Raw genomic sequence first — 23,791 nt, 5'->3', positions numbered from 1 at the left:
CTTATTCATCAGCATTATCCAAATGATCACGGATCATCCCCATAAAGGGAGCCCCAAATCGTTCCAGTTTCCGTTGGCCTACGCCGTTGACACTCAACAACTCGCTGGCTTTGATCGGCATCTGTTCTGCCATCTCTAACAGCGTCGCATCGTTAAACACCACATAGGGTGGAATGTTCTCTTCGTCGGCAATCGACTTACGCAGCTTGCGCAGTTTGGCAAACAGTTTGCGATCGTAATTGCCAGCATAAGATTTCTGATTGGCACTGCTGCGAACCTTAAAGCTCTGAATACGCGGCACCGCGAGTTGCAGCACCACTTCCCCTCGCAACACCGGACGTGCGGCTTCTGTCAGCTGTAACGCCGAATGCATCGCAATGTTCTGGGTGATAAAACCTAGATGTATCAACTGCCGTAACACACTGGTCCAGTGTTCAGTAGTTTGATCACGGCCAATACCATACACGGGCAGTTTTTCATGGCCAAATTCGCGAATACGCTGGTTATTAGCACCACGCAGCACTTCCACTACGTAGCCAATACCGAACCGTTGACCAACGCGACCAATCGCCGAAAGGGCTTTTCGAGCATCATCCAGGCCGTCATAACGCTTGGGTGGATCGAGGCAGATATCACAGTTACCGCAGGATTGCTGCTTACCCTCACCAAAGTAATTCAGTAACACCAGCCGACGACAGGTCTGTGCTTCAGCAAACGCCCCCATAGCATTCAGCTTGTGACGTTCAATATTCAACTGCTGACCAACAGGTTTTTCTTCCAAGCAACGGCGTAACCAGGCCATATCAGCCGGGTCATACAACAGGATCGCTTCAGCCGGCAGGCCATCGCGCCCTGCGCGGCCAGTCTCCTGATAATAGGACTCTATGTTGCGCGGAATATCGAAGTGAACCACAAAACGTACGTTGGGTTTATTGATCCCCATGCCAAAGGCAACAGTTGCTACCACCACCTGTAAATCGTCGCGCAAAAAGGCTTCCTGCACCTGCGAACGGCGCTCATTCTCTAACCCTGCATGGTAAGCAGCCACGCTTAATCCACGGCTTTGTAAACGTGCCGTGGTATCTTCCACCTTGGCGCGGCTGTTGCAATAAATAATGCCACTCTTACCACGCTGGTCCTGCACAAAGCGCCACAGTTGTTCGAGCGGCTTAAACTTTTCCACCAGCGTGTAACGGATGTTCGGGCGATCGAAGCTGCTAATCTGAATCAGCGGTTCATGCAGCGCCAGCAGGCGCACAATATCTCCTCTCGTGGTTTCATCCGCCGTAGCCGTCAGCGCTACAACCGGCATGGTTGGAAAACGATGCTTTAACTGACCAAGGGCACGATATTCAGGACGGAAATCATGACCCCACTGGGAAATACAATGTGCTTCATCCACCGCCAGCAGCGCAGGTGGGCAGTGTTCGAGCAAATCAAGGAAGCTGTCCATCATCAACCGTTCGGGGGCGATATACAGCATTTTGATCTTGCCACTGCGGCAACCTGCCATCACCGCTAGCTGTTGTTCTCGCGTTTGCGTTGAGTTATAGCAAGCAGCGGAAACACCATAGGCAAGGAGTTGGTCGACCTGATCTTTCATCAAGGAAATCAGCGGCGAAACCACCAGCGTTAACCCATCCATCACTAGAGCTGGGATTTGATAGCACAGCGATTTTCCACCGCCAGTTGGCATCACTACCAGGCAATCCTGGCCACCGATGACTGCGTTGATAATCGTTTGCTGACCCGGCCGAAAGCGCTGGTAGCCGAACGTATCACGTAATACCTGCTCTGCCAGCAACTCTCTGTTTATCACTGCTGCTGTTGACACACGCTTCCCCATTTTTACGCAACAACGGTGCCAAGCCTGGCCTGGTACCGCTCTTTAAACAACACGATCACAAAATATCGTTAAGCATGACACCAACGCCAATCCGTGTCTGCCTGTAGTTATAATCAATCATCGATTCACCGTAACCGCTGAATAATTGAGTATAGAAACGAACATGGCTGGTGATTGGGTAACTCCACCCAAGTTCAGCACTCCCATAACCGGTATTCCAGTTGTAGTGGCTATCAACGCTGAATACGCTTTCCCCCAACGCATAGCCGACCCTCAGGCGGTAATAGCCCAAGTATTTGGTGATATCAGGATTATCATCGTTGTTGGCATTCTCTGGGATGCGGAACCAGGGTTTGAGTTCTACCAACCAATCTCCGCGCTGGGCCATCAGGCGTGCATAACCACGGTTCCAGCTACGGGAGGTCGGATCTTCACGACCATTGGATTGGTGGTTGATACCCACTTCAACGTCGCGCAGCGTCCAACCAGCAAACTGGTAATCGGTTGCCCAACCGAGGAAGATCTGCGGTTCATAGTTGGTTTCACGAAATGGTGAGGATTCCTTACTGTTGGAGAGTTGCCACCAAGAACTTTGGGTATAGGAAGCCCCCAACAACGAATTCTCACCGGCAATACCATTCCAGATTGGGAAGGCCAGACTAAGCTGGAATTTCACTTCATCCTTTTTGGCATATTCTGCCCAGTTATAGGATTCAATGGCTTCTTTATTCAGATCGCTAGTATAGGTATAGATCAGGTAGTTAGGTTCATATGCATAAAAAGTGAACGGAGTATCATAATGCTGCAGCATATGAGAGATAATGCTGCCACGAACCTCAGGAACTTTCGCTTTTGATAGCTTCTTGGCCTCATCGGCATGCACCATCACTGGCGCAAAAAGCATCGCCATCATGACCCCAGATAGAACGCGCATAATTTGCTCACTCCAGAAAGATTAGGAAAAGGCCTGAAATAAAAAAACAGGCCATTTTACACACAAAGAAAGATTTACCGCACTAAGGAATACATTTATCGGCCCAGCCTGGAAAACAACAAAAAACAAGCATAGAATCTACAATCAGCTAACCTGGACTGACCAGTGAACTCATTAACAAAACTAAATGAAGAACAAAACTATGTCACACATACTCATGACCTTGGAAGCTGCCCGTCAGAGAATAGGCGAAATTTTTGTCTATCACATGCCGTTTAATCGTGAATTAGGGTTGGAACTGCGCCGATTTGATGACGACTACACTGAATTGACTTTCACTAATCAAGGCAAATTGGTCGGTAACGCAGCACAGAATATCCTTCATGGTGGCGTGATCGCCTCGGTGCTGGATGTTGCCTCTGGTCTAGCATGTGTGGGGAGTGTGTTGATGCGTCAGGACCCTCTGGTGGAAGAAGAGTTGGCTGCACGCCTTTCTCGCATGGGAACTATCGATCTACGTGTTGACTATCTTCGTCCTGGACGTGGTGAACATTTTATTGCCGCAGCCAACGTGCTACGCAGTGGTAATAAAGTTGCCGTGGCGCGTGCAGAACTGCACAACCAGGATGGTCTACATATCGCCAGCGCTACGGCAACCTATCTGGTTGGATGAACAGGCCGTTACAGTTTGAATTTCCTATAGCTAAACAATTTTATGATTGGCTGCCTAAAAACAGGCAGCCAAAACTTTTCATTGCTTCTTGTGAGTAGAGAGCCACTTGGAAAGCGGAATATATGGTCACTCACGTTTTTACAACACCGATTACGACGATAAGTTGGCTTGCTTGAATCTATCCGCCGTCTGAATGGGATTTTATTCCTGCACCTTGATGAGTTCCGCGCCTGATGAACCTCCAGAGAATATAAGGCTTCAGCGAGCCTGTCCGTTTTACAGGTTCCTCAACAGATCGGTGGCAGTTTGTAACATCAATAATCAGCATTCGCAAAAACAGATAAGCATTTGTTTAAAAAGGTTTATTTCTCGTCATGCTTCGTAAGTTTTCTGTCGTACCGTCAGGGCCTAAGATCTTCTGACCAGCTTGTTTACAAGAGCACAAATTACGACAAAGTTGCTTTTACGACACAGTAACTCCCAGACCCAACCTGCCAACTTGCCAGACTAGAATATGTAAGATAGGTGAGGGGCAGAAGGTCGGGCAATCTGGATCGGGAGGACTTCTGGCAGTGCGACAGCGGCGCAATGTTTGGTTTTTGCGTTTATCTGAGAGGGCCAGTACTTAAAGGTCCCTTCGTTGATGCCTTGTGATTCACAGTACTGGCGACGAGTCAGGCCGCTGGCCCGCCAGGCTTCAACATGGTGCTTTTTAAACTCAGGGGTGTATCGGTTAGGCATTTTATTTCTCCGTATGATGAACATAACGGCATGTTACCTAGACGAAAATCAATTGGAATGTGAGTTCACCGCAGCATTACAGCCTGCCCGCCGAACTCGGCATTATATAAAGCCATCCGGTATGCGCTGAATCACAAAACTGAACTTTGCCGATTCCTGGACGACGGCGGGTTGCCGATGGGCAACAACCGATGCGAAAGAGCGATCCGTCCTGTGGTGATGGGGAGATCCAACTGGCTGTTCGCTGGGTCATTGGCGGCAGGTCAACGCGCTGCAAACATCATGAGCTTGCTGGAAACCGCACGGCTGAACAGCCTGGAGCCGTATGTGTGGTTAAAGTCGGTACTGACGCGCTTGCCTGAGTGGCCAGAAGAACGTCTGCACGAACTGCTTCCCTTCCCGGAAAATACCTTCACCGACTGACCGATTCTGTGTGATGCAGAACCGGTGAGTTGCGTCAATGTGAGTTCACCGCAGCATTACTCTGAAAGGCGATTATCTGCCTTATCAGTTGAGCTTCAGCGGTGCGATAAGTGAAATCACACGGTTGTTGATAACGCTGCCTTGGGCGTCACCGGGTAAGATGCCGGGTGAGTTAAGAACGTTGTACGAACAGGCAAAATGGCTGGTATTACCAGGCAGAAGGGAGCGAAGCTACCCACGAGAACTGAAGGTAAAAAGCAGAAAATATCCGGATAAAAAAACTGCTGGTCACCTTAAGTGACCAGCATTAGGCACTAAGGCCGGGATTTATTCAGCTAAGACCCCACGTAATCCCCCGATTCACTTAACCATAAAATAGCCGGGACTTCATAAAAATACATGTTCAGAGATTCATCATTCTCATCAGCGATACCTTCAGGCCAACGCTGACATAGATAATTAATTATTGTTTCAGTTTCAGCCTCCCAATAGTTCTGCATTTTACCTAATGGATCGTCAGGCCGACAAAAACGAACAATATCATCATCCAATAATCTTTTGAGAACACTAAAAAACATATCCTTATAGTCTGAGAGATCATTACCGGGGTTCCAACCAATAATTGAGCTGAACAACGCAGAAAGCCATAACCCTCTAGAATCTTGAACTATTTCCTCAAAGTTCAGTACATTTTTCATATAAACCTCACTTTAAGAATTTAATTTCAACGGGAGCATTAGGCTTAGCAATTCCTCTAGGAATATCTATTGTCCAAGCACTTCCCGTTTCACTAGATGACGCTGAAAAATCCCTCAAGTTAAAGGTGCCTTGAGGTGTTTTTATTGTATAGATATTACCTTTTCCTGGAATATTTCGTACTTCAGGTAAGTTTTTGCTTCCAGTCAGCTCCATAAAATACTGTTTCACTTCAACTTCCGAAGCACCACTAAATACTTTCGCATTTCCTTTATTTGGCATTTCAAGAAGAGTCCTCTCTCCAATTTGGATCCCTGCACGCGGATTATCATACTCAAACAGCTCTGATATTTCGTTCGCACGATTACTAGTTAGCTGATTCCGAGCATTCTCCTCATCCTGAGGCTCCCAGCCGCCAGGCGTTCCTGACCCCGAACCACCCACCTCTTTCTTCTCTTCATTCGTCAGATCCTGCCCAATGTTTGGTTTACGCGCATTCTCTTCACGCGACTTACTCGGATCTGAGCCATCATCCGCATCCCAAGCTTCATTTCCGCCTGCACCGTTGACTGATGTATTCGGTACTGCCACTGGCGGCGGAACCGGCACAGGCAACGCAAGTAAGTTATTCTCCGCAACAACAAACTGTTAATTATATAATTTTTCCAAAGCAACACTTTTACCTATAGCAACAACCTCTGAGTCATTTTCATCAAACCTACCCAAGAGAAAAAAAACAACCCCATCGTTATACAATATATTCTCAATCCATTTTGTTAGCCGCCCAGCCTGAGATGTATCAGGATCACTCAAGTTTGGTGGTATATTAGAAAAAAATAACTTTTCTTCAGAATTTATTAATTTCTGAAGGTCACTGCAAAGAGAGCTGACAATACGGCAAGTTCCTGTTAGTATCAATCCTTGTCTTCCCTTGTCAATAAAGGATATTTTATCTTGAAAATCATCGACTTTTATCCCTGAGCTTCCTATCAATCCCCATGTTTTTTTATAATTAACTATAGCAGTATCAGGCTGTTCCGGAACTAACTGTATCATCACATGGGTACAATCAAAACTACCATCAGTAACAGCAGAATACATTTCCTTTAACAGTCGCGCGCCAAACTCCCTTCGGGAAAAATTAGGTAGCTCCCAACTTACAGCTGATATTCCATTCATTTCAGGAATCAAATCACTAAAATCACAAATATCATTTTTAATATTTATATTTTCAGCATATCGCTTGACATAATTAATAGTCATAATGATTACCTTTTTCATCATTAAAATGTGGACCTCTATTTTGACTTGAATCATCCGCAAAGAAATGACCACCGGCATCATCACGAATATATACTTTCTGGGTTCCACCGCCTGGTTTTGGCACCTCAAATTCATATATGTATCCTGGTTGAGGGTTTTTTCGCTTATCGACATTTGGATATACGTTACTCGGGCTTTGACTTACAGGAATACCAGATTGCCTTTTAGCTTCATTGAAGGCTCCAGCTCTTGCTGAACCTTCAGGAGACAAGTTTGCTGGCTTATCAAAATAAGCCAAATCATCTTTATTCGGCCCATCAGGGATGGGCGTTACTGTAGTATTCCCACCAACATCAGGCTTACCTTCCGTATTCCCGGTATTCGTAGCCCCTTGGCCTGACGATTGATTATTTCCGGTATGAGTCGGTGTTCCACTCGGATCTGGGGTCTGGTTTCCTCCTGTGTTGGTTGGCCCTGACTCTGCTATCTGATCACCACCGGTATTAGAAGGACCATTCTCTCCTTCTCCCATCATGGCCTTGATAGCCAAAATCGCAACCTGTGCGGTCATTGGACAATCACCACCAGAGAGGCATTGTAGTGGGTCACAACATCTTTACCAAACTCCTTCACCGCGGCATCCAGCTTTTGCGCTATAGCTGCATTAGCTTCGCTCTGGGGTGTTTGTCCGGCTACTGGCGGAGGAGGCGCAAGTAAGGAGAGCAGGAAGTTATTCTCCACAACAACGTCTTCCGTCGTGAAGTTAACCGCAACAACCCCTTTTTCCCTGTGTAGTCAGCCAGTTACAACAACTTTTCGCCAGTGCATTTTCACACCGACAACTTTTTGCCCCGACGCGCTTTTTTAGCCCGTGACGCCATTTTCCCCAGCACTGTTAAAGAGCAACCGCCCCAACATCATAGCAGCGCTTTATCGCTTTGCCATTAGTCGAAGCACCACTACGCGGCGGCGCGGGGCGGGACAGCCGCTTTTGGCTGGGCCGTGCCGCGCTGCCTGCCGGGCGTGGGCTGGCGAGGCCCACAAGGGCCGGAACGGCGCTCTGTGGCACTCCTGCCCAAGCCGGGTGTTGACTTTGCATGACCACACAGAACCAGGGCGGGTGCGGAAGCTGGCGAGACGGGAAGGAGTGTAGTGGATCAGTAATACCGGACACCTCAATAGCCTGTTAATTTAATGACAGCCAATTGAGGTAATTGATAATGACTCAACCTAAACAGACCAAACGCCGTTTTTCTCCTGAATTCAAACTGGAAGCTATTGAGCAGGTCGTTAAGTATCAGCGGTCAACCATCGCGGTTGCACGCGCTCTGGAGTTGGACCCCAGCCAATTGCGTAAATGGATACGCCAGCACAAAGAAGAAGTCAGCGGGGTGACGCCGGACAATCCTGCACTGACACCAGAGCAACGTGAAATCCAGTCGCTCAGAGCGCAGATTAAACGGCTAGAAATGGAAAAAGAAATACTAAAGCAGGCAGCCGTGTTGATGAGCGAGCTCCCCATCAAATCTTTGCGTTAATCACACGGCTGAAAACAAAATGGTCGGTGGTCGAATTGTGCCGCCTGCTCAAAGTAACGCGCAGTGTTTACTATGCCTCGCTGAATTCGCGGGTTGATGTAAAACGTCTGCAACTGCGTGCTCAGGTGCGGAAATTGCATCAACAGAGCCGGGGAGCAGCCGGCAGCAGAACACTGAGTCTGCTGATGCGTCAGTCGGGTTATAACGTGGGGCGCTGGCTGGCCCGCAGGCTGATGCAGGAATGTGGTCTGGCGAGTCGCCAACCCGGCAAGCCTCGTTACCGTGGTGAACGGGAGACGTCACTGGCATCGCCAGACTTACTGAAAAGGCAGTTTAAGCCGTCGGAGCCCAATCGTGTGTGGAGTGGAGATATCAGCTATATCAAAGTCAATGGTGGCTGGTGCTACCTGGCACTGGTGATTGACCTTTACTCCCGTCGGATAGTGGGCAGTGCCATATCGTCATCCCCGGATGCCGAGCTGGTGTGTCGAGCCCTGCGTAATGCACTGGAGACGCGACCAAAGGAAAAGAGGCTGCTGTTTCATTCGGATCAGGGAGGGCAGTACAGGAGTAAGAAATACAGGCAGTTACTGTGGAGGAACGGAGTGATGCAGAGTATGAGCCGCAGGGGTAACTGCCTGGATAACTCACCAATGGAAAGAGTGTTCCGAAGCCTGAAAAGTGAATGGCTGCCTGTCGGGGGTTATATGGATATCCATCATGCGGTACGAGATATCGGTGAATGGATACAAAGTTATTACAACACGGTACGCCCCCATCGGCACAATGGTGGATTACCGCCCTGTGAATACGAAGAGCAGTGGAAAAAGGCTACGAAGGTGTCCTGATTTTGTGATCCACTACAGCCCGTAAGAGCACTGTGGGCTACCGCCCCAACGGTGGCAGACCGAACCCGCCACCACAACTGACGATTAGGGGAAGATGGCTAGAGCCGCTCGGATTCACCACCGGACAGAGGATCGAAGTGCTCACTGAGCCGGGGCAGTTGATCATCCGACTGGCAACAGAAGCATAACTATCTGACTTATAAATTAAAATCCCGGCACCAAGGCCGGGATTTTACTTCTATATAGCTTCCTGATTAGGAAGTTTGTCGAGCACGCTGTTGACAGTTCCTTTCTTTAAAATAGTTTTTTTAGCTGTGCGGCCATAATCTGAACTATATACCAAACACTCTTCATCGTTATCTTTAGGATAATAAAATAGATAAAAGCCGGCGTCTGATATCTCAAGAGGGCTTAAAAACACACCTAATGCTTCAGAAGCAGGTAGTTCCAGATCATCAGGATCACCATTAAGAAGTATTCCATGTGAATGAGCCAACTGCGTTATCAGCTCAGAAGCACTTCCTGATAAAGCTAATCCGGTACTCTTGCAGCTATTTATTTCTTGCTGACTATCTTTTAAATAATTCATAGCCATGTGTAACGTATAGTTTGATCCTTTCGATGGATATATTTCATCCTCGATAAAAAAACAAAAAAGTCCGTACTTCCAGTAATTATCTTCTGTTTTTTCCAAAAGCTCATAAAAAACAGCAAATTCAAAAGGTTGTCCAAATATCATTTCTTAGCCTTTAGTTCTTTGATTTCTTTATTAAAACTACCAAGCTCTTTGTTACCCAAAGCATTTTTACCATCACCAGTACTGCCGCTCCAATGATAAGTGCCAGAGCCATCTTTGCTAGTGTTAAAGAATCGATGAATATTTCCATCACTATCAATTGATAGTCTTATCTTGGGATCTTTTGTAGCAATCGAATTCTCGAAGAGCACTAAAGAATTCTTTGGTTCTACACCTGCACTAGGTCTAGAACCAGGCGCACCTGGTGTATGTTTAGGATTTGATTCAATTTTAAATCCATTTTTTGCAACTGTTGCTGCGGGGATTGGCAATCTATTATCTGCTTTACCCAGGCCACCTGTAACAGCAGCCATCGCTGCACCAGCCAGTATTTCGGCTTTCTGACTATCTAGGCCATACAAGGTCTGAAGCCGTTGAGCAAATTCAGTGCTGTTGACGATCCCTGATTCATCCATCTGCTGCATCAGCAAGACCGATAAATCGTTCTTCATTGCCCACGGAATATCTTCACCCAGCGCTCTGTCGATCGCTTCATGAACCAGCATACTGTTAGCCGGGATATCACCGTATTTCTCTTTACAGGCCGCTGCATCCGAAGCACAGGTAACAATTAACTCATTACGTTGCTTCAGACTCAGCTCTTCCATTTCCTTCACGATCTGACCACAGTCACCGCGAGCTTCACACCCTTTCGCTCTCGCCGCAAAATCATCTATCTGCGGCGCACTCAGCGCGTTATTCTCCACCGCGTTCTTGCCGGTTTGCGCCCCGCCAGCGCATTCGCCGTGCTGTCGCCCACAATACCACCGGCCATGCCCGCCGCCAAGGTGGCCAACAGGCTCACGGTCTGTTTCTGTTCTTCCGTCAGCTTCTCCTTGTCCCAGCCCAGTCCGGCGAGGATATGCGGGGCCAACAGCTCGGCAGTCGCGGCTCCGGCCGCTCCGGCCAACGCACCGTTACCGCTGGCATAGGCCGTGACCGCACCCAGCACCGCATGCGCCATCGCGTTAGCCGCCCGATTGTCCCCGGTCGCCTGCTTTATCACCCCCGCCAGATACGGGGCACTCGCCCCGGTCAGCGCCTGCGCCATATTCCCACCGGCCAGGCCCTGTATCGCCGCCGTCACCGCCTGGGCGGCTTTCTGCACGTCGCTGCCGGTGCCGTATTTCTGCATCTCTGCTTTATAGGCATCGGTTTTACGTAGCTCTTCAGCATTACCCTTCAACCCCGGATTGGCCTTCAGCGCCGCTTCCAGCCCGTAGATATCCCCTGGGTACGGAGGATATCCATCGCCTGACCCCCAATCGCCCCAATCAGCTGCGCTTCCCTTAACCGGTTCTGCTCCTTCTCTTTATCAAAAATCGGCGCAATGCTGCCGTTGGCATTCTCGGTGTCGCGGCTCAGGTCGGCGATGTCCTGCTGCTGGTTGTCTTTATCGCGGATGGTGATGGTGCCCTCGGCGATGGCCGCTTTGGTGGTGCCCTCTGCACTCCCGCTGTGGTTGGCCCCCGACAGCGCCAGGTTGTTGCTGTTCGACAGCACGTTGCCCAGCCGGCTGCCCCCGGTGCTGAAGCTGCCCCCCTGATGTTCGGTCTTGAAGTCCGCCTGGTTGTCGATATCGCTGAAGCCCAGCGTGCCGGTGTCCAGGCGGTTCTTGCTCGTGTCCGCTTGGCTGGCTATCACCGCCCCGTCCAGCTGGGTGTGATTGCCCACGGTGATGTCAAAGCCGCCTTTGCCGGCAAAGAGGCCCGTCTGCTCCTGCACGCTGTCATAGTTGCTGTTGACCTTGTCTCGGCTGGTCGAGAACTGTACCCCGCTACCGGCACCCGGCCCCACCGGCACCGACAGCCCACCGGACATACTGCTCTGGTGCGCGTCATAACGGTCGCTGTCCTGCTGGCTGCGCAGCGTCAGGTCACGCCCCACGTCCAGGTTTATCGTGTCGCCACTCACCTGCGCGCCGGTCAGGGTGGTGTCGCGTCCGCTGGTGATGCGTACGGTGTTGCCGCTGTCAATCGTGGTTTCTGTCCACTGGGTGCCGTTGCCGTTCTCCGCACCCTGGCTCTTGTTGGCATTCGCCGAGGCCATCACCCCGGCGGTCGACACGTCAAGCCCCACCCCAAAACCGCTGCCGCTGTTACTGCCGGTGGTCTGCTGGGTGTTGGCCACGCCGCCGAGCAACACATCCCGTTCGGCGCTCAGGGTGGTATCGCCCCCGGCCTTCAGCTGGCTGCCCAGGACGGTGATATCCCCCTTCTGACTGCCCGTGCCCTTGCCGGTGGCGGTGATGGAGAGGTTATTGCCCGCCGTCAACGTTGAGCCGGCCGCCGTGGTCGATTGTGACTGGCTGTCGGAGGCGGACGTCTGGCTGCCCAGCGAGGCGCTGAGCCCCACGGTGGCGCGGGCATCGCCGCCTTTGGCCAGCTCGACCCCCACCGCCTGACCCGCCTGCACCCCGGACAGCACCGCCTGGGTGTGCTGCAACGCCGCCAGGCGGCTGTCGGTCTCTTTATTCGCCTGCCGGGCGGTGGTCACCGCGGTGTTCACCGCACCGCCGGCCGCTCCCGACAGTGCCACCGTCAGCCCGCTCTGCTGCTGTTCAACCGTGTGGCGCTGGGCGCTCTGGTGCTCGGCCGCCAGTACCGACACGCTGCTGCCGCTCAGGCTGAGGTCTTTGCCGGCCATCACGTCAGACCCTTTCACCGTCAGGTCCTCCCCGGCGCTCAGGGTGACATTGCCCATCAGGCTGCCGACGGTGCTGCCCACGCTGCTCAGCGTGCTGCCGGTGTCCGTCATCGTGGTCTTGCTGCTGCCCACCATCACGCCCAGACCGCCGGTGCTCATCACCCCCGACTTGCTCTGTTCATAACGGTGAGACTCGCTCTCCCGTTGCTGCGCAGTGGTGACCGTCAGGCTCTCTTTGGCCCGCAGGGCCAGGTCGTTATCCGCCACCACCTGGCTGCCGCTGACGGCAATGTTTTTGCCGCTGACGTCGATGGCCCCCGCCGACAGCAGGGACCCCACCGCCCACGTCTGGCTCAGGCTGTCCTCGGTGTGGGTGGTGGTGCTGGAGAGCACACCTTTGCTGGTGCCGGTGTGCTGACGGTAGGCGTCATGCTGCTCATTCTGTGTCGACAGGGTGACATTGCCACCGGCCGCCAGGTTCAAGGCCCCGTCGGTTCGTATCGCACTGGCGCTCAGGGCAATGTCCTGCGCGGCGTTCAGCCGCACGTCGCCCTTGGCGCTCAGCTGGCTGCCCTGCAGCGTTTCATCATACAGGTTCACCGCGCTGGTATGGCGTTGGCTGGATGACTCGCCGGTGACCTGCAGGCTGTCGGTGGCGGCCTGCAGGGTGATGCCCTGTGCCTGCACGTTCACCGTGTCGGCCTTGAGGTTGGCCCCGGTGGCCGTCAGGTGGGTGACGTCGGCGTTCAGTGCCCCCCCGACCGTCACGGTGCTGCCCAGATGGCGCCGGTGTTCACTGGTGGCGCTGCCGCCGCCGTACTGCGTGTCTATCCGGTCGCGGGTCTGGGTGGTGTTCAGCACCCAGTCACCGCCGGTGGTGACCTGCAGGTCCTGGCCGACCGTCAGGCTGGCCCCTTGCTGAATGAAGTCGCGCTGGGCGTTGATAGTCGCACCGTCGCTGACGGTGATACTGGCCAGCGGCCCGAGCTGCGAGTCGGTGCGCTGTACCGCCCCGTTGTCGCTGCCGTAGAGCGTCGTCTCGGTGCGCAGCAGCACGTCACGCCCGCTGTCGAGCCGCAGGCTGCCGGCATTGAGCCGTGCCCCGCTGAGGTCGATGTCGCTGTTCAACGTGCCAAGCTGCAGGGTGTTGCCCGCCTGCAGCAACCCGCCCCGGTTGTCCAGCGTCACGTCTTTGGCCATGTCCAGGCTCAGGTTCCGGGTGGCGGTCACCGCCCCCGCATTGGTGAACCCCTGCATGTTGGTCAACCGGATATCCTCTGCCGCGATGACCGCCCCGTTAGCCCGCAGGTCCCCCGGTTTGACGCCCGCCAGATAGACCACCGGCACCAGCACGGTTTGCCCGGCCACCTCGCGGGTCTCCATCAGCACGATGTTGTGGGTCAGGGTCGCCATCTGTTCGGCGCTGAGGCCGGTGCCCAGGGCAATATTGAAGGCCTGGCTGTATTGCAGGCCGTCGGCAAACAGCTGTTCGAACTGCGCCTGCGCGTCGCGGTAATCCGCCATCACCGCGCGCCCGGTCAGCGCCAGAACCTGGTCGCGTACCAGACGCTGTTCATAGGCGTTGTCCCCCAGGCGCTTGAGGATACGGTTCGGGTCGGTGCTCAACTGGGCCAGCACCGTGTCCGACCCGCGCCACTGGTTCAGGTTGGCAAACGCCGGGTTGGTCTCTATCAGGTAGTGGCTGTTGACGCTGGGGTCCACGCTAAACCGGTACAGACCGCCGCTCGGCGGGGTCAGGGAAAGGCCGTTGAACTCCACGCTGAAGGCCTTGCCGGTGTTGTCACGCACCGACGGTGGCGCCACCGTGCCCGGGGTTGCCCCGTTGTTGAGGGTGACCCCGCTGCCGCTTATCGTGTGGGCGGTCAGGCTGGAGGCGTACGCCGAGGTGGCCTGCTCCTTCACCTCCGGGCCCCAGGCGGTACTCCACAACTCACCCTTGTAGGTGCGGTAGTTCCATTGGCCGGTGGAGGTGGTACGCTCCATCAGCCGTTGGGCACTGCCCCAGCCATCCTGCAGCAGGGTCACCCCGGTGAGGTCAATCGCCCCCTGGGCGCTCACCTTGCTCCAGTAGTTCTCCAGGGTGCCCACCCGTGCCGTCAGGTCACCCCCGGCCAGCAGTTGGGCCTCCGGGCTGATGCGGTCGATGTGGTTATAGGCGAGCGTCGAGGTGTAATCCGTGCCGATATAGTCGCTGTTCATCGACCCGCCGTGCGGCGGCTCCGCGTAGCGCCCCCCCGGGATATCGGGGGTGTCCGGCGTCCAGAACGCCGAGCCGTGCTGGGTATCGGCCACCACAAAATCGCTGTCGGCGGTCAGGATGTGGCGGCGGTTGGTCAGAGTGGTGGCCTCAACCCGCAGGTCCTTACCGGACTCAATCAGGCCAGAAATGTTCAACACCTGGGCGGCGGCTCGATACTGTCCGTCCTCATCCTGGCCCCCGGCCAGCACCAAGTTGCCCATGCCCAAGAGCGTGGTGCTCGGGGCGGTGTCGGTGTCGGTCACCGTGTCGCTGTTTTCAATCACCGGGGCCAGCAGCGCCAGGGTGCCGTTCTCATCGGTGGCCCCTATCAGGGCCTGTGGCCCGCTGTTGGTGATGCGCTCGCGGGCCCGCAGCGTCCCGTCGCCGCTGATGAGGGTGCCGGTATTGAACAGGGTGGTGACATCGGTCTCCAGCCGGCCATTGACCTGCACCTCCCCGCGGTTGGTCAACGCGCCCGCGCTGGTCAGGCTGGCCTGGGTGGCGACAAGCGAACCGCTGTTCTCCAGGTTGCCGGTGTGCGTGTTCAGCGTACCGCCGGCGATAATCTGCCCGGCGTTGGTCACCGCACCGGGGGTGGTCAGGGTGAGGTCTCGCCCGACCTGCAGCCATGCCCCCGCCTGATGGGTGAAGTCCCCTTGCAGCCCCAGGGTCAGGTCTTCACTGGCGGTGATGCGGCCCGCGTCATTATTCAACTGCCCCAGCGCAAGCGACACCGTGCGGGCACTCAGCGTGCCGCCCTGGTTATCGAGGGTTTGCCCCGCGTTGCCGTTCGCCGTCAGGCTCAGGGTGTCCAGCGCCGTCAGGGTGGCGCGTTGCGTATTGATGTCGCCCTCACGCGCGGTGAGGTGCATCTCACGCGCCTGGAGCTGGCTGTCGTTCATCTCCAGCTGGCTGCCGCTGAGCGCCAGGGTGCCGCTGGCCAGGGTCTGCCCGACCGCCTGCAGGTCCTGACGGGTCGCCACGCGCAGGTCACCGCGGTCGGCCAGGCGGCCGTTGTTTTGTACCCCGGCGGCCAGCAGGCTCTGGCTGTCGCTCAGCAGGCGTTGGGCGTTGAGGGTCAGGTTGCCCTGGGAAAGCAGGGTGCCCGCCCGGTTATCGAAGTCGCCGGTCAGGTCCAGGGTAAAATCGGGGGTGCCGGTCTGGGCTATCAGGCCACCCACGTTGGAGAGCGCCTGAGCATGGAGCCCGACCTGCTCGGCCATCACCCGGGCGTTGTCACTGCGTAACAGCGAGGCGGTCGACGCCGCCAGCGTGCTGGCAGAGAGCGTGGCCCCCGTCAGGGTAATCTCCCCCGGGGCAGTGAACGTGATGTGGCTGCCCTGGGTCTGGCTGCCGGTGAAATCCAGGGCGCCGTCGCGGGCGTTGAACACCAGGTCTCGCCCCTGGGTCTGGCTGTGGCGGGCGGTGATAGTCCCGCCATCAACGTTAAGCGTGAGGTCTCTCACTTGCGCCCGGCTGCCGGTGAGGGTGATATCGCCCCCGTGCGCGTTGAGCGTGACGTCGCCGCCCCGGGTCTGGCCGTTGTCGAGGTGGATACCCCCCGCCTGGGCGGTAAAGGCCAGGGTGGTGCCCTGCAGCTGGCTGTTGCTCAGGTCGATATCGCCGCCCAACGCGTTGAGGGTCAGGGCGTCCCCCTGGGTCTGGCTGCCGTTGAGGTCGAGGCGTTGTGCGGTGAACTGCAACGCGCTGCCGCTGAGGTTTTTACCTTGTGCACGCAGGGTGCCGCTGGCGTCGACGCGCAGGGTCGCCGGGGTCAGGTTGCCGTTGCCGGACTGCACCCCGGCCCCCAACACCGCGGTGCGGCTGCTGTCCACCTCGGCCGCGCGCAACGTCGTGTCCCCGGCGGCGGCAATGGTGCCCTGGTTGGTGAGGGTCCCGGCGGTGGTGAGCCGGTTGCTGGCCCCGGCGTACAGGGCACCGCGGTTGTCTATCCCGGCCGGGGTATTGACGGTCAGGTGCTGGGCACTGTTGACCTGGCCACTGTTGACCAGCATGCCGTCGGCGGTGATGACGATATCCCCGGCGGTGGCGCCTATCTCCCCGGCATTGTGGACGCCCACGCCGCTTTCGGTGCCTATCAGGCGGATTTTACCGGCGTACATGCCGCCCAACTGGGCGACATCCACCGCCACGGTGGGCCGTGGGCTGCCGTCGGCGGTTTTGGCACTCACCGTCTGGTGGGCCGCATCCACCTGGTTGCGCCCGGTAGTGACGTTGAGGTCGTTGGCCCACAGGCGGGCGTTCACCTTGACGGCGCGGGCAATCAGGTCGGTATGGTCCTGACGGCTGCTGTCCAGCCCGCCGCCCTGCACCACAATCTCGCCGCGCGCGACGTCATAGCCGGTCAGTTGGCCATTGAACAGCTGGGGCTGGCCGGTGGTCAGGGTGGCGCGGTGGGCGTTGATAAAGCCGCAGCCGCTGCAGGTGATGCCGGCCGGGTTGGCAATCACCACCTGGGCCTTTTGCCCGGCGACTTCGATAAAGCCGTTCAGCTGGCTGGGGTCACGGGCGTTGACTTCATTCAAAATGACCGTGGCTTCGCCGCGCGCCAGCCAGGGGTTGGCGGTGACCATGCCGGCAATCTGGGTCTGGGTGTTGAGGTGGCTGTTGTTGAGCACCACGCCTTTATTATCGACATCGAACTGGCTGTAGACGTTGCGCGACACCCCGGCGGCGCTGGGGGTCTGGATATTGACCTGCGGCGTGCCGTTGGCACTGCTGATGACGGTCGGCTGCTGGTTACCGGGTGCGCTGCCGTCAGCGACAATCTGCGCCTGCACCGGCTGAACGGCCCCGAGGGCCAACAGCAGCGCAAAGCACACGCCATGAACCTTGCCTCTCCACTGGCTAAGGGTCTGCCCGAAGCCGGAGGCGGGCGAGGCGGCACCAGCACGACCTGCCCCGGCGATATCGGGTACCACCATCATCATGCCCCGAGCGGGGTTGAAAATGAGGCGGTAGAGATTTTTGTTCATGACGATGTTCCCTGCAAAAAGTGTAAAGACAAAAAGCTAAAATTAAGCAGGACGTTTTTTATGATATCCCAACTTAACGCGGGGGAGCTAACTCTCTCAGAAACCAGAAACGCGCGCGTGAGCGGCAGTCAGTGTGGTGCCAAAGTACGCGGATGTTGCTGTCGTAGAGTACGTTTTCGCCGTTATGGGCAGAGCGTAAGCGGGGCGAAACCGTCAAACACGGAGAAATAGCCATAATCCAGCCAGGGGTACATCGGGGCAACGCTATCAAACAGGTCCTTGTTGTAAAAGGCTTACTATTTTTGCTTTTTCAAATTTGCGTAAATGTTAATCATGAAAGGACGCGTTTGCAATCACTATCCTGACCTGGGTTCGGATAAACAGGACGTTATTACCCCGGATGGATGCGTGTGAGACCACCGTAAAGTGGTATTTGAAGGGCGGGTAACAGCTTGGCAGAGCACATTACAGCATAGAGGTGCTAGGAAAAACCATTGTCATTTCGCTGGCTTCTGAACTGGGTGCTTTTGCCCGCTCCCCCAACCCGAGACAAGTAATGGCTTGCCTGGGGTTGATACCTGGAGAAGACTCCAGTGGCAGTGAAGTCCGCTTCCGAGGCATAACCAAAATTGGTAACAGTGAGCTTAGGCGTTTGTTATACGAAGCAGCCTGGTCATATCGCTCACCAGCTAAAGTAGGAAACTGGTTGATAACTTACCAAACTTCCACTGCTACTCAGGAACCATAGCTATCGCGTGGAAAGCTCAGCAACGGTTGTGTGTTCGCGTAGACACTCTTCCGGCCATTCAGGCAAGCGCGCACCAGAGCCGCTGGAGGGTAGGTAAGTGATACAGCCCGGTCGCCCACAAATGCACGACACCATCTATTATTTTCAGTAAAATCGTCGTACTCCACTTCCCTATCGGTACTCGCCATGGACGCCCAGCAAACGCGGCAAGGCATTTTCTTCGCCTTGGCCGCTTATTTCATTTGGGGTATTGCCCCAGCTTATTTTAAATTGATCCAACAAGTGCCTGCCGATGAGATCCTGACACATCGGATAATTTGGTCGTTTTTCTTTATGTTGGTACTGGTATCGTTGGGCCGCAATTGGCCAACAGTACGTGCCGCCTGCAAAAATCGTAAACGGTTACTTTTACTGGCCGTTACTGCATTACTGGTGGGGGGAAACTGGCTGCTGTTTATATGGGCGGTGAATAACCACCATATGCTGGAAGCCAGCCTAGGGTATTTCATCAATCCGTTGGTGAATGTCTTACTGGGTATGCTCTTTCTGGGGGAGCGGTTCCGCCGAATACAGTGGGTAGCTGTGATGTTGGCATTTACCGGAGTGTTGGTACAATTATGGCAATTTGGTTCACTACCGATCATCGCATTGGGATTAGCTTTCAGCTTCGCTTTCTATGGCCTGCTGCGCAAGAAAATCGCCATTGATGCTCAAACCGGTATGCTGATCGAAACCCTTTGGTTGCTGCCCATCGCGGCGATTTACCTCTTCCTGATCGCGGATAGCCCAACTAGCCACTTGAATACCAATACCTGGTCGCTGAATCTGTTACTGATTGCGGCTGGCGTGGTCACCACTGTGCCACTGCTTTTTTTTACCGCAGCAGCAACCCGCCTGCGCCTTTCCACTCTCGGATTCTTCCAGTATCTGGGGCCAACGCTGATGTTTCTACTAGCCGTGACCTTCTACGATGAAACCATTGGCCAAGATAAACTGGTGACCTTTGGCTTTATTTGGGCCGCGTTAGTGCTGTTCACACTTGATGGGCTCTACAACCAGCGTAAACATCGTTGACTGGCGAGTGTGGCGTGGTTATAAAAAAAACCGCGCCACCGCAGGCCAATGGACTCGCATACGAGGTACGTGCACGTTTACAGCCAATTTTTGCGCTTAAAGTAGAGGTAAGGTGCCAATCCTGCCAATATCATTAACCCAATAGCGCCTGGATAGCCGAATGACCAGCGCAACTCCGGCATAAAATCAAAGTTCATCCCATAGCTCGAAGCGACCAGCGTGGGTGGAAGGAACACCACCGAAACCACCGAGAAGATCTTGATAATGCGGTTCTGTTCGATATTGATAAAACCCATCGCCGCCTGCATCAGGAAGTTCACTTTCTGGAACAGTGATTCGTTATGGGGCAACAAGGACTCGATATCGCGTAAGATTTCCCGCGCCTGATCGAGCTGGCTGGTTGGCAAACGCGCCTTGCGTACCAAAAAATTCAAGGCCCGCTGAGTATCCATCAAACAGAGACGTACTTTCCAGCCAATATCTTCCAGCTCTGCCAACGTTGACAGGGCTTCATCATATTCGTCGCCCTGCCGGCCTTCCATAATCACACGACTCAGCTTTTCCAGATCGCTGTAGACGTTCTCGATCTCATCAGCCAGCTGTTCAATCTTGGTTTCAAATAGATCCAGCAGCAGCTCGTAGGCATTGCCATCAACCATCTTCATATTACGCGCACGCATCCGGTAAAGACGGAAAGCAGGCAATTCGCGCTCGCGTAAGGTATACAGACGGCCATCACGGATAGTAAATGCTACGGTGGAGTTACCTGCATGATCTTCTGCATCTTCGAAGTAGAAAAAGGAGTGAATGTGCAGGCCATCATCATCTTCGAAAAAACGTGCAGAGGCTTCGATATCATCCAGTTCCGGGCTGGTCGCTAGGCTCTGGCCCAGCTCATTTTGCACGCGCTCGCGTTCGCCTTCTTCCGGCTCAACCAGATCAACCCATAGTGATGAGGTCAAATCATCGGGGTCATCCAACTCCAAACGGGATAAGCGACTGTTTTCTAATTTAAAAGCGCTTAGCATGTGCCAAAACTCCCTTATGATGACGGGGTTATTAAACAACGCGTTGAAGCACAGAAATCGAGGGGGATTGTAAATACCTGCTCGTTCCAGACCCTAAAGAGAACTGGCTCAGAGCGACACAACTAAAGAAGTTCGCCGACAACCACAAAGGGTACCAGCGCAATGGGATAGCCTTAGAAGTTGTACCTGTAGTTCAGGTCAGAGAGCCAGTATCGACTGGGTGCGTCCAAGGCATATGTCCTCATTGATAACAGTTCGCGCATGTTACGCCGAGACGAAAAAGCCTGTCAACACGTAAGGCAGCATTATCGCGCAACAATTCATCGCTGTTTCAACAGCGTACTCACTTAAGGGAATACCGCGAATAAAAACATGCCGCGAACTCTGACCACACCTTAGAAAATTGCTAAGATTAGGCCACAAAAACATTGCGGAATGACGACATGAAACAAATTACTGCCCATGACTTGGCAACAATGAGCGAGCAGGCAGCCACTTTACCACGTCTGCGTGCACATCGTACTTTACATGAAGAATTAAGCGACCCAGTGCAACGCCTGGCGATTGCCATGGAACCAGGTACCTATATTCGTCCACATCGCCACCCGCAGACCTGGGAGTTACTCACGCCATTGAGTGGCCGCTTTGTGGTGCTCCAGTTCAACGACGACGGTGTCGTCACACAGCGTACTGTGCTGGGTGAAGAAACAAAGGTGCTAGAGATGCCCGCGCTTACTTGGCATGCCGTGTTGTCTGTCGATCCGGGGGGCGTAATATTTGAAGTGAAAGTCGGCCCTTACCGGGCACTCGCTGAGGAAGATTGTATGCACTGGGCACCACAGGAAGGCGGCCAAGGTATCGAAACCGTTATGCGTTGGTATGCCACCGCCAAAGTCGGTGACCGCTTTACCCTTCTTACTTAAGTTGCAACGTTGTTGGCTGCATACACACCCCCTAGTCACTGAATTCGGTCAGTGGCTAAGGGGTGCCCAGTTGCCGCCTAGCTGCAACGTCAATGATTCGGGTAACGTTCACAAAACCTCGTCCCAGGGCGCAGCATGCGGCACCTTTAGACAGTTTCCAGCTTGGCGTAAGCGGCTACCAACCACTTGATACCTTCCCCTTGGAATGCAATCTGCAATCGGCTATGTTCACCACTGCCTTCCAGGTTAACGATAGTCCCCTCACCAAACTTCGCATGGCGCACACGCTGGCCCAGTTTATAGCCCGTATCGTTCTCGCTGATGGGGGTCCCCATCCGGCGATGGTTTACCGAGCGGGAAACGCTGGCTCGCAGGCGCACCTCCTCCACACACTCTTCCGGGATTTCACCGATGAAACGGGATGGTCGGTGATAAACCTCTTTACCGTACAGGCGACGGGTTTCCGCATAAGTCAGCGTCAGTTTCTGCATTGCGCGGGTAAGGCCCACGTAGGCAAGACGGCGTTCTTCTTCCAGCCGCCCACCTTCATCTAATGACATTTGGCTTGGGAACATGCCCTCTTCCATGCCAACAATGAACACCTGACGAAATTCCAAGCCTTTGGCTGAGTGCAAGGTCATCAGTTGCACTGCATCCTGATAAGCATCGGCTTGCCCTTCTCCCGCCTCTAACGCCGCATGGGACAGGAAAGCCTGCAGCGGCATCAGATCCTGATCCTCATCTTGGTAACTGTATTGACGCGTGGCCGTCACTAACTCTTCAAGGTTTTCAATACGTGCCTGGCCCTTCTCGCCTTTCTCCTGTTCATACATGATAAACAGGCCGGAATCCCGGATCACGCGATCGGTTTGCACATGCAGCGGCATTTCTGCCGTTTCCTGTGCCAGTGAGTCCACCAGTTCAATAAAGCGCTGAAGTGCGGATGCTGAGCGCCCAGCCAGCACTTTATCCTGCAGCAACGCTCGTGTGGCTTGCCACAACGTGAGTTGGCGATCACGCGCTGTTTGCCTAACCACGTCCAGCGTACGGTCGCCAATGCCGCGTGTTGGCGTATTCACCACGCGTTCAAAGGCTGCATCATCATTACGGTTAGCTATCAAGCGTAAATAGGCCAGTGCATCCTTGATTTCTTGCCGCTCGAAAAAACGCATGCCGCCATAAATACGGTAAGGCATGGCAGTCTGTAAAAGAGCTTCTTCCAAAACACGTGATTGCGCGTTACTGCGATACAAAATGGCACAATCGTTCAATGCTCCACCGTTGTCCTGCCAAGCTTTAATGCGGTTGACCACAAAGCGCGCTTCATCCAGTTCATTGAAAGCACAATAAATCGAGATCGGCTCACCCTCAGCGCCTTCGGTCCACAGATTTTTCCCCAAACGCCCATCATTATTGGCAATCAGCGTGTTAGCCGCCTTCAGGATATTACTGGTGGAACGGTAATTTTGCTCCAGGCGCACGGTTTCCGCTGCCGGGAAATCTTTCAGGAAACGCTGAATATTTTCCACTTGCGCACCACGCCAGCCGTAGATTGATTGATCGTCATCGCCCACAATCATCACATTCGCTTTATCGCCTGCCAATAGACGGATCCAGGCATACTGAATACGGTTGGTATCCTGAAATTCGTCGACCAGAATATTGGTGAAGCGCTCGCGATAATGATTGAGAATATGTGGCTTGTTCAGCCAAAGCTCATGGGCGCGCAGCAATAACTCAGCAAAATCGACCAATCCCGCCCGGTCGCAGGCTTCCTGATAGGCCTGATAAATCCGCAACCAGGTGGCTTCTACCGGGTTGCCATAGCTTTCAATGTGCTGTGGCCGCAGGCCATCATCTTTCTTGCCGTTGATGTACCACATCGCTTGGCGGGGTGGCCATTGCTTTTCATCAATGTTCAGTGCTCGGACGATACGCTTGAGCAAACGCAGTTGATCTTCACTGTCGAGGATCTGGAAATCCTGCGGCAGGTTGGCATCCATATGGTGAGCACGAAGCAGGCGGTGCGCCAACCCGTGAAAGGTGCCGATCCACATTCCGCCCTGGCTGGTGCCAATCAGGTGCTCAATACGATGGCGCATTTCCGCTGCCGCTTTGTTGGTGAAAGTGACTGCCATGATTGAATAGGGCGAGCAGTTTTCTACCGCCAATAGCCAGGCAATACGATGCACCAGCACCCGGGTCTTTCCACTGCCTGCACCAGCCAGCACCAACAGGTTGCTGCGTGGCGCGGCCACGGCTTCACGTTGTTTATCATTCATGCTGTCGAGCAGATCGGAAACGTCCATAAGCACCATTAATTGGTAAAGGGAAAACCCGTCTTAAACGCGCTCTCCA

At 54.2% G+C, this 23,791-nt stretch carries 20 protein-coding genes and 4 pseudogenes; 8 read left to right on the top strand and 16 right to left on the bottom strand.

The window, feature by feature from the left end; translation table 11 throughout:
* Position 1: 1 nt before the first annotated feature.
* Together recQ and pldA are read right to left on the bottom strand one after the other, a co-directional pair.
* Positions 2–1,834: an ATP-dependent DNA helicase RecQ gene (gene recQ / locus OK023_RS18610; protein ID WP_317694121.1), complete on the bottom strand. Its 1,833-nt coding sequence runs from the start codon at positions 1,832–1,834 to the stop codon at positions 2–4.
* 67 nt (positions 1,835–1,901) lie between these two features.
* On the bottom strand, positions 1,902–2,780 hold the full coding sequence (gene pldA, locus OK023_RS18605) for a phospholipase A (protein ID WP_317694120.1): 879 nt from the start codon (positions 2,778–2,780) through the stop codon (positions 1,902–1,904).
* A 202-nt stretch (positions 2,781–2,982) separates the two neighbouring features.
* On the opposite strand from pldA, the gene OK023_RS18600 reads away from it, so the two are divergent.
* A complete protein-coding gene (locus OK023_RS18600) occupies positions 2,983–3,453 on the top strand; it encodes a thioesterase family protein (protein WP_317694119.1) in 471 nt (156 codons plus the stop codon).
* 408 nt (positions 3,454–3,861) lie between these two features.
* Here OK023_RS18600 and OK023_RS18595 read toward each other — a convergent pair.
* Positions 3,862–3,960: pseudogene (locus OK023_RS18595) on the bottom strand (hypothetical protein); the annotation flags it as partial.
* On the bottom strand, positions 3,961–4,194 hold the full coding sequence (tnpA, locus tag OK023_RS19255; RefSeq protein ID WP_411569371.1) for an IS66 family insertion sequence element accessory protein TnpA: 234 nt from the start codon (positions 4,192–4,194) through the stop codon (positions 3,961–3,963).
* 84 nt (positions 4,195–4,278) lie between these two features.
* Between tnpA and OK023_RS18585 the strand changes: the two are divergent.
* Together OK023_RS18585 and OK023_RS18580 are read left to right on the top strand one after the other, a co-directional pair.
* Positions 4,279–4,617: pseudogene (locus OK023_RS18585) on the top strand (IS66 family transposase); the annotation flags it as partial.
* A gap of 43 nt (positions 4,618–4,660) precedes the next feature.
* Positions 4,661–4,918: pseudogene (locus OK023_RS18580) on the top strand (IS4 family transposase); the annotation flags it as partial.
* A 34-nt stretch (positions 4,919–4,952) separates the two neighbouring features.
* On the opposite strand, the gene OK023_RS18575 reads toward OK023_RS18580, so the two are convergent.
* From OK023_RS18575 to OK023_RS18550, 6 genes are all read right to left on the bottom strand, one after another.
* Positions 4,953–5,315, bottom strand: coding sequence for a hypothetical protein (locus OK023_RS18575; protein ID WP_317694118.1), 363 nt, complete (start codon positions 5,313–5,315; stop codon positions 4,953–4,955).
* A 7-nt stretch (positions 5,316–5,322) separates the two neighbouring features.
* Positions 5,323–5,904 carry a hypothetical protein gene (locus tag OK023_RS18570; protein ID WP_317694117.1) on the bottom strand — a complete coding sequence of 194 codons (582 nt, stop codon included), beginning with the start codon at positions 5,902–5,904 and terminating at the stop codon, positions 5,323–5,325.
* Between the two features lie 57 nt (positions 5,905–5,961).
* Positions 5,962–6,576: a hypothetical protein gene (locus OK023_RS18565; RefSeq protein WP_317694116.1), complete on the bottom strand. Its 615-nt coding sequence runs from the start codon at positions 6,574–6,576 to the stop codon at positions 5,962–5,964.
* On the bottom strand, positions 6,566–7,147 hold the full coding sequence (locus OK023_RS18560; RefSeq protein WP_317694114.1) for an HNH/endonuclease VII fold putative polymorphic toxin: 582 nt from the start codon (positions 7,145–7,147) through the stop codon (positions 6,566–6,568). The genes OK023_RS18565 and OK023_RS18560 overlap by 11 nt, the downstream gene beginning before the upstream one ends.
* Positions 7,144–7,317, bottom strand: a complete 174-nt coding sequence (locus tag OK023_RS18555) for a hypothetical protein (RefSeq protein ID WP_317694113.1) — start codon at positions 7,315–7,317, stop codon at positions 7,144–7,146. Before OK023_RS18555 ends, OK023_RS18560 begins: the two co-directional genes overlap by 4 nt.
* Positions 7,318–7,471: 154 nt before the next feature.
* Positions 7,472–7,750 carry a hypothetical protein gene (locus OK023_RS18550; protein ID WP_317694111.1) on the bottom strand — a complete coding sequence of 93 codons (279 nt, stop codon included), beginning with the start codon at positions 7,748–7,750 and terminating at the stop codon, positions 7,472–7,474.
* Positions 7,751–7,796: 46 nt separating this feature from the next.
* Here OK023_RS18550 and OK023_RS18545 point away from each other — a divergent pair.
* Positions 7,797–8,962 (top strand): IS3 family transposase gene (locus OK023_RS18545; protein WP_317694110.1). Its coding sequence is split into 2 segments (ribosomal slippage): positions 7,797–8,061 and positions 8,061–8,962, totalling 1,167 coding nucleotides; the frame shifts between segments, so codons are not numbered across the junction.
* A 32-nt stretch (positions 8,963–8,994) separates the two neighbouring features.
* Positions 8,995–9,150, top strand: coding sequence for a SymE family type I addiction module toxin (locus OK023_RS18540; protein ID WP_317694108.1), 156 nt, complete (start codon positions 8,995–8,997; stop codon positions 9,148–9,150).
* A gap of 50 nt (positions 9,151–9,200) precedes the next feature.
* Here the strand turns inward: OK023_RS18540 and OK023_RS18535 are convergent, their stop codons facing one another.
* The 4 genes from OK023_RS18535 to OK023_RS18525 are packed head-to-tail and all read right to left on the bottom strand — an operon-like array spanning position 9,201 to position 17,660.
* Positions 9,201–9,701, bottom strand: coding sequence for an immunity 42 family protein (locus tag OK023_RS18535; protein WP_317694107.1), 501 nt, complete (start codon positions 9,699–9,701; stop codon positions 9,201–9,203).
* Complete coding sequence (locus tag OK023_RS18530; protein WP_317697827.1) at positions 9,698–10,465, bottom strand: hypothetical protein; 768 nt, start codon at positions 10,463–10,465, stop codon at positions 9,698–9,700. The genes OK023_RS18535 and OK023_RS18530 overlap by 4 nt, the downstream gene beginning before the upstream one ends.
* On the bottom strand, positions 10,447–10,944 hold the full coding sequence (locus tag OK023_RS19250) for a VENN motif pre-toxin domain-containing protein (protein WP_411569370.1): 498 nt from the start codon (positions 10,942–10,944) through the stop codon (positions 10,447–10,449). Before OK023_RS19250 ends, OK023_RS18530 begins: the two co-directional genes overlap by 19 nt.
* A 14-nt stretch (positions 10,945–10,958) precedes the next feature.
* Positions 10,959–17,660, bottom strand: a complete 6,702-nt coding sequence (locus OK023_RS18525) for a hemagglutinin repeat-containing protein (protein ID WP_411569369.1) — start codon at positions 17,658–17,660, stop codon at positions 10,959–10,961.
* Positions 17,661–18,129: 469 nt separating this feature from the next.
* Here OK023_RS18525 and OK023_RS18520 point away from each other — a divergent pair.
* Both OK023_RS18520 and rarD read left to right on the top strand, forming a co-directional pair.
* A pseudogene (locus tag OK023_RS18520) lies at positions 18,130–18,464 on the top strand (transposase); the annotation flags it as partial.
* 130 nt (positions 18,465–18,594) lie between these two features.
* Positions 18,595–19,482, top strand: coding sequence for an EamA family transporter RarD (gene rarD / locus OK023_RS18515; RefSeq protein WP_317694105.1), 888 nt, complete (start codon positions 18,595–18,597; stop codon positions 19,480–19,482).
* Between the two features lie 77 nt (positions 19,483–19,559).
* Here the strand turns inward: rarD and corA are convergent, their stop codons facing one another.
* A complete protein-coding gene (gene corA / locus OK023_RS18510; protein ID WP_317694104.1) occupies positions 19,560–20,510 on the bottom strand; it encodes a magnesium/cobalt transporter CorA in 951 nt (316 codons plus the stop codon).
* A 443-nt stretch (positions 20,511–20,953) separates the two neighbouring features.
* On the opposite strand from corA, the gene OK023_RS18505 reads away from it, so the two are divergent.
* Entirely contained in the window at positions 20,954–21,433 is a 480-nt protein-coding gene (locus tag OK023_RS18505) for a WbuC family cupin fold metalloprotein (RefSeq protein WP_317694102.1), read from the top strand.
* Positions 21,434–21,579: 146 nt separating this feature from the next.
* Here the strand turns inward: OK023_RS18505 and uvrD are convergent, their stop codons facing one another.
* Positions 21,580–23,742 carry a DNA helicase II gene (uvrD, locus tag OK023_RS18500; protein ID WP_317694101.1) on the bottom strand — a complete coding sequence of 721 codons (2,163 nt, stop codon included), beginning with the start codon at positions 23,740–23,742 and terminating at the stop codon, positions 21,580–21,582.
* Between the last annotated feature and the right edge of the window lie 49 nt (positions 23,743–23,791).

It is taken from the genome of Serratia sp. UGAL515B_01, from assembly GCF_033095805.1.
GTDB lineage: Bacteria > Pseudomonadota > Gammaproteobacteria > Enterobacterales > Enterobacteriaceae > Chania.
The sequence above is the reverse complement of the archived record's forward strand: the minus strand, read 5'-3'. Positions and strand labels throughout refer to the sequence as shown.

Excerpts from the sequence above, each read along its gene's own strand:
- pldA (WP_317694120.1), bottom strand. The coding sequence starts at position 2,780 with ATGCGCGTTCTATCTGGGGTCATGATGGCGATGCTTTTTGCGCCAGTG.
- OK023_RS18600 (WP_317694119.1), top strand. The coding sequence starts at position 2,983 with ATGTCACACATACTCATGACCTTGGAAGCTGCCCGTCAGAGAATAGGC.
- tnpA (WP_411569371.1), bottom strand. The coding sequence starts at position 4,194 with ATGCCTAACCGATACACCCCTGAGTTTAAAAAGCACCATGTTGAAGCC.
- OK023_RS18575 (WP_317694118.1), bottom strand. The coding sequence starts at position 5,315 with ATGAAAAATGTACTGAACTTTGAGGAAATAGTTCAAGATTCTAGAGGG.
- OK023_RS18565 (WP_317694116.1), bottom strand. The coding sequence starts at position 6,576 with ATGACTATTAATTATGTCAAGCGATATGCTGAAAATATAAATATTAAA.
- OK023_RS18560 (WP_317694114.1), bottom strand. The coding sequence starts at position 7,147 with ATGACCGCACAGGTTGCGATTTTGGCTATCAAGGCCATGATGGGAGAA.
- OK023_RS18535 (WP_317694107.1), bottom strand. The coding sequence starts at position 9,701 with ATGATATTTGGACAACCTTTTGAATTTGCTGTTTTTTATGAGCTTTTG.
- OK023_RS18525 (WP_411569369.1), bottom strand. The coding sequence starts at position 17,660 with ATGAACAAAAATCTCTACCGCCTCATTTTCAACCCCGCTCGGGGCATG.
- rarD (WP_317694105.1), top strand. The coding sequence starts at position 18,595 with ATGGACGCCCAGCAAACGCGGCAAGGCATTTTCTTCGCCTTGGCCGCT.
- corA (WP_317694104.1), bottom strand. The coding sequence starts at position 20,510 with ATGCTAAGCGCTTTTAAATTAGAAAACAGTCGCTTATCCCGTTTGGAG.
- OK023_RS18505 (WP_317694102.1), top strand. The coding sequence starts at position 20,954 with ATGAAACAAATTACTGCCCATGACTTGGCAACAATGAGCGAGCAGGCA.
- uvrD (WP_317694101.1), bottom strand. The coding sequence starts at position 23,742 with ATGGACGTTTCCGATCTGCTCGACAGCATGAATGATAAACAACGTGAA.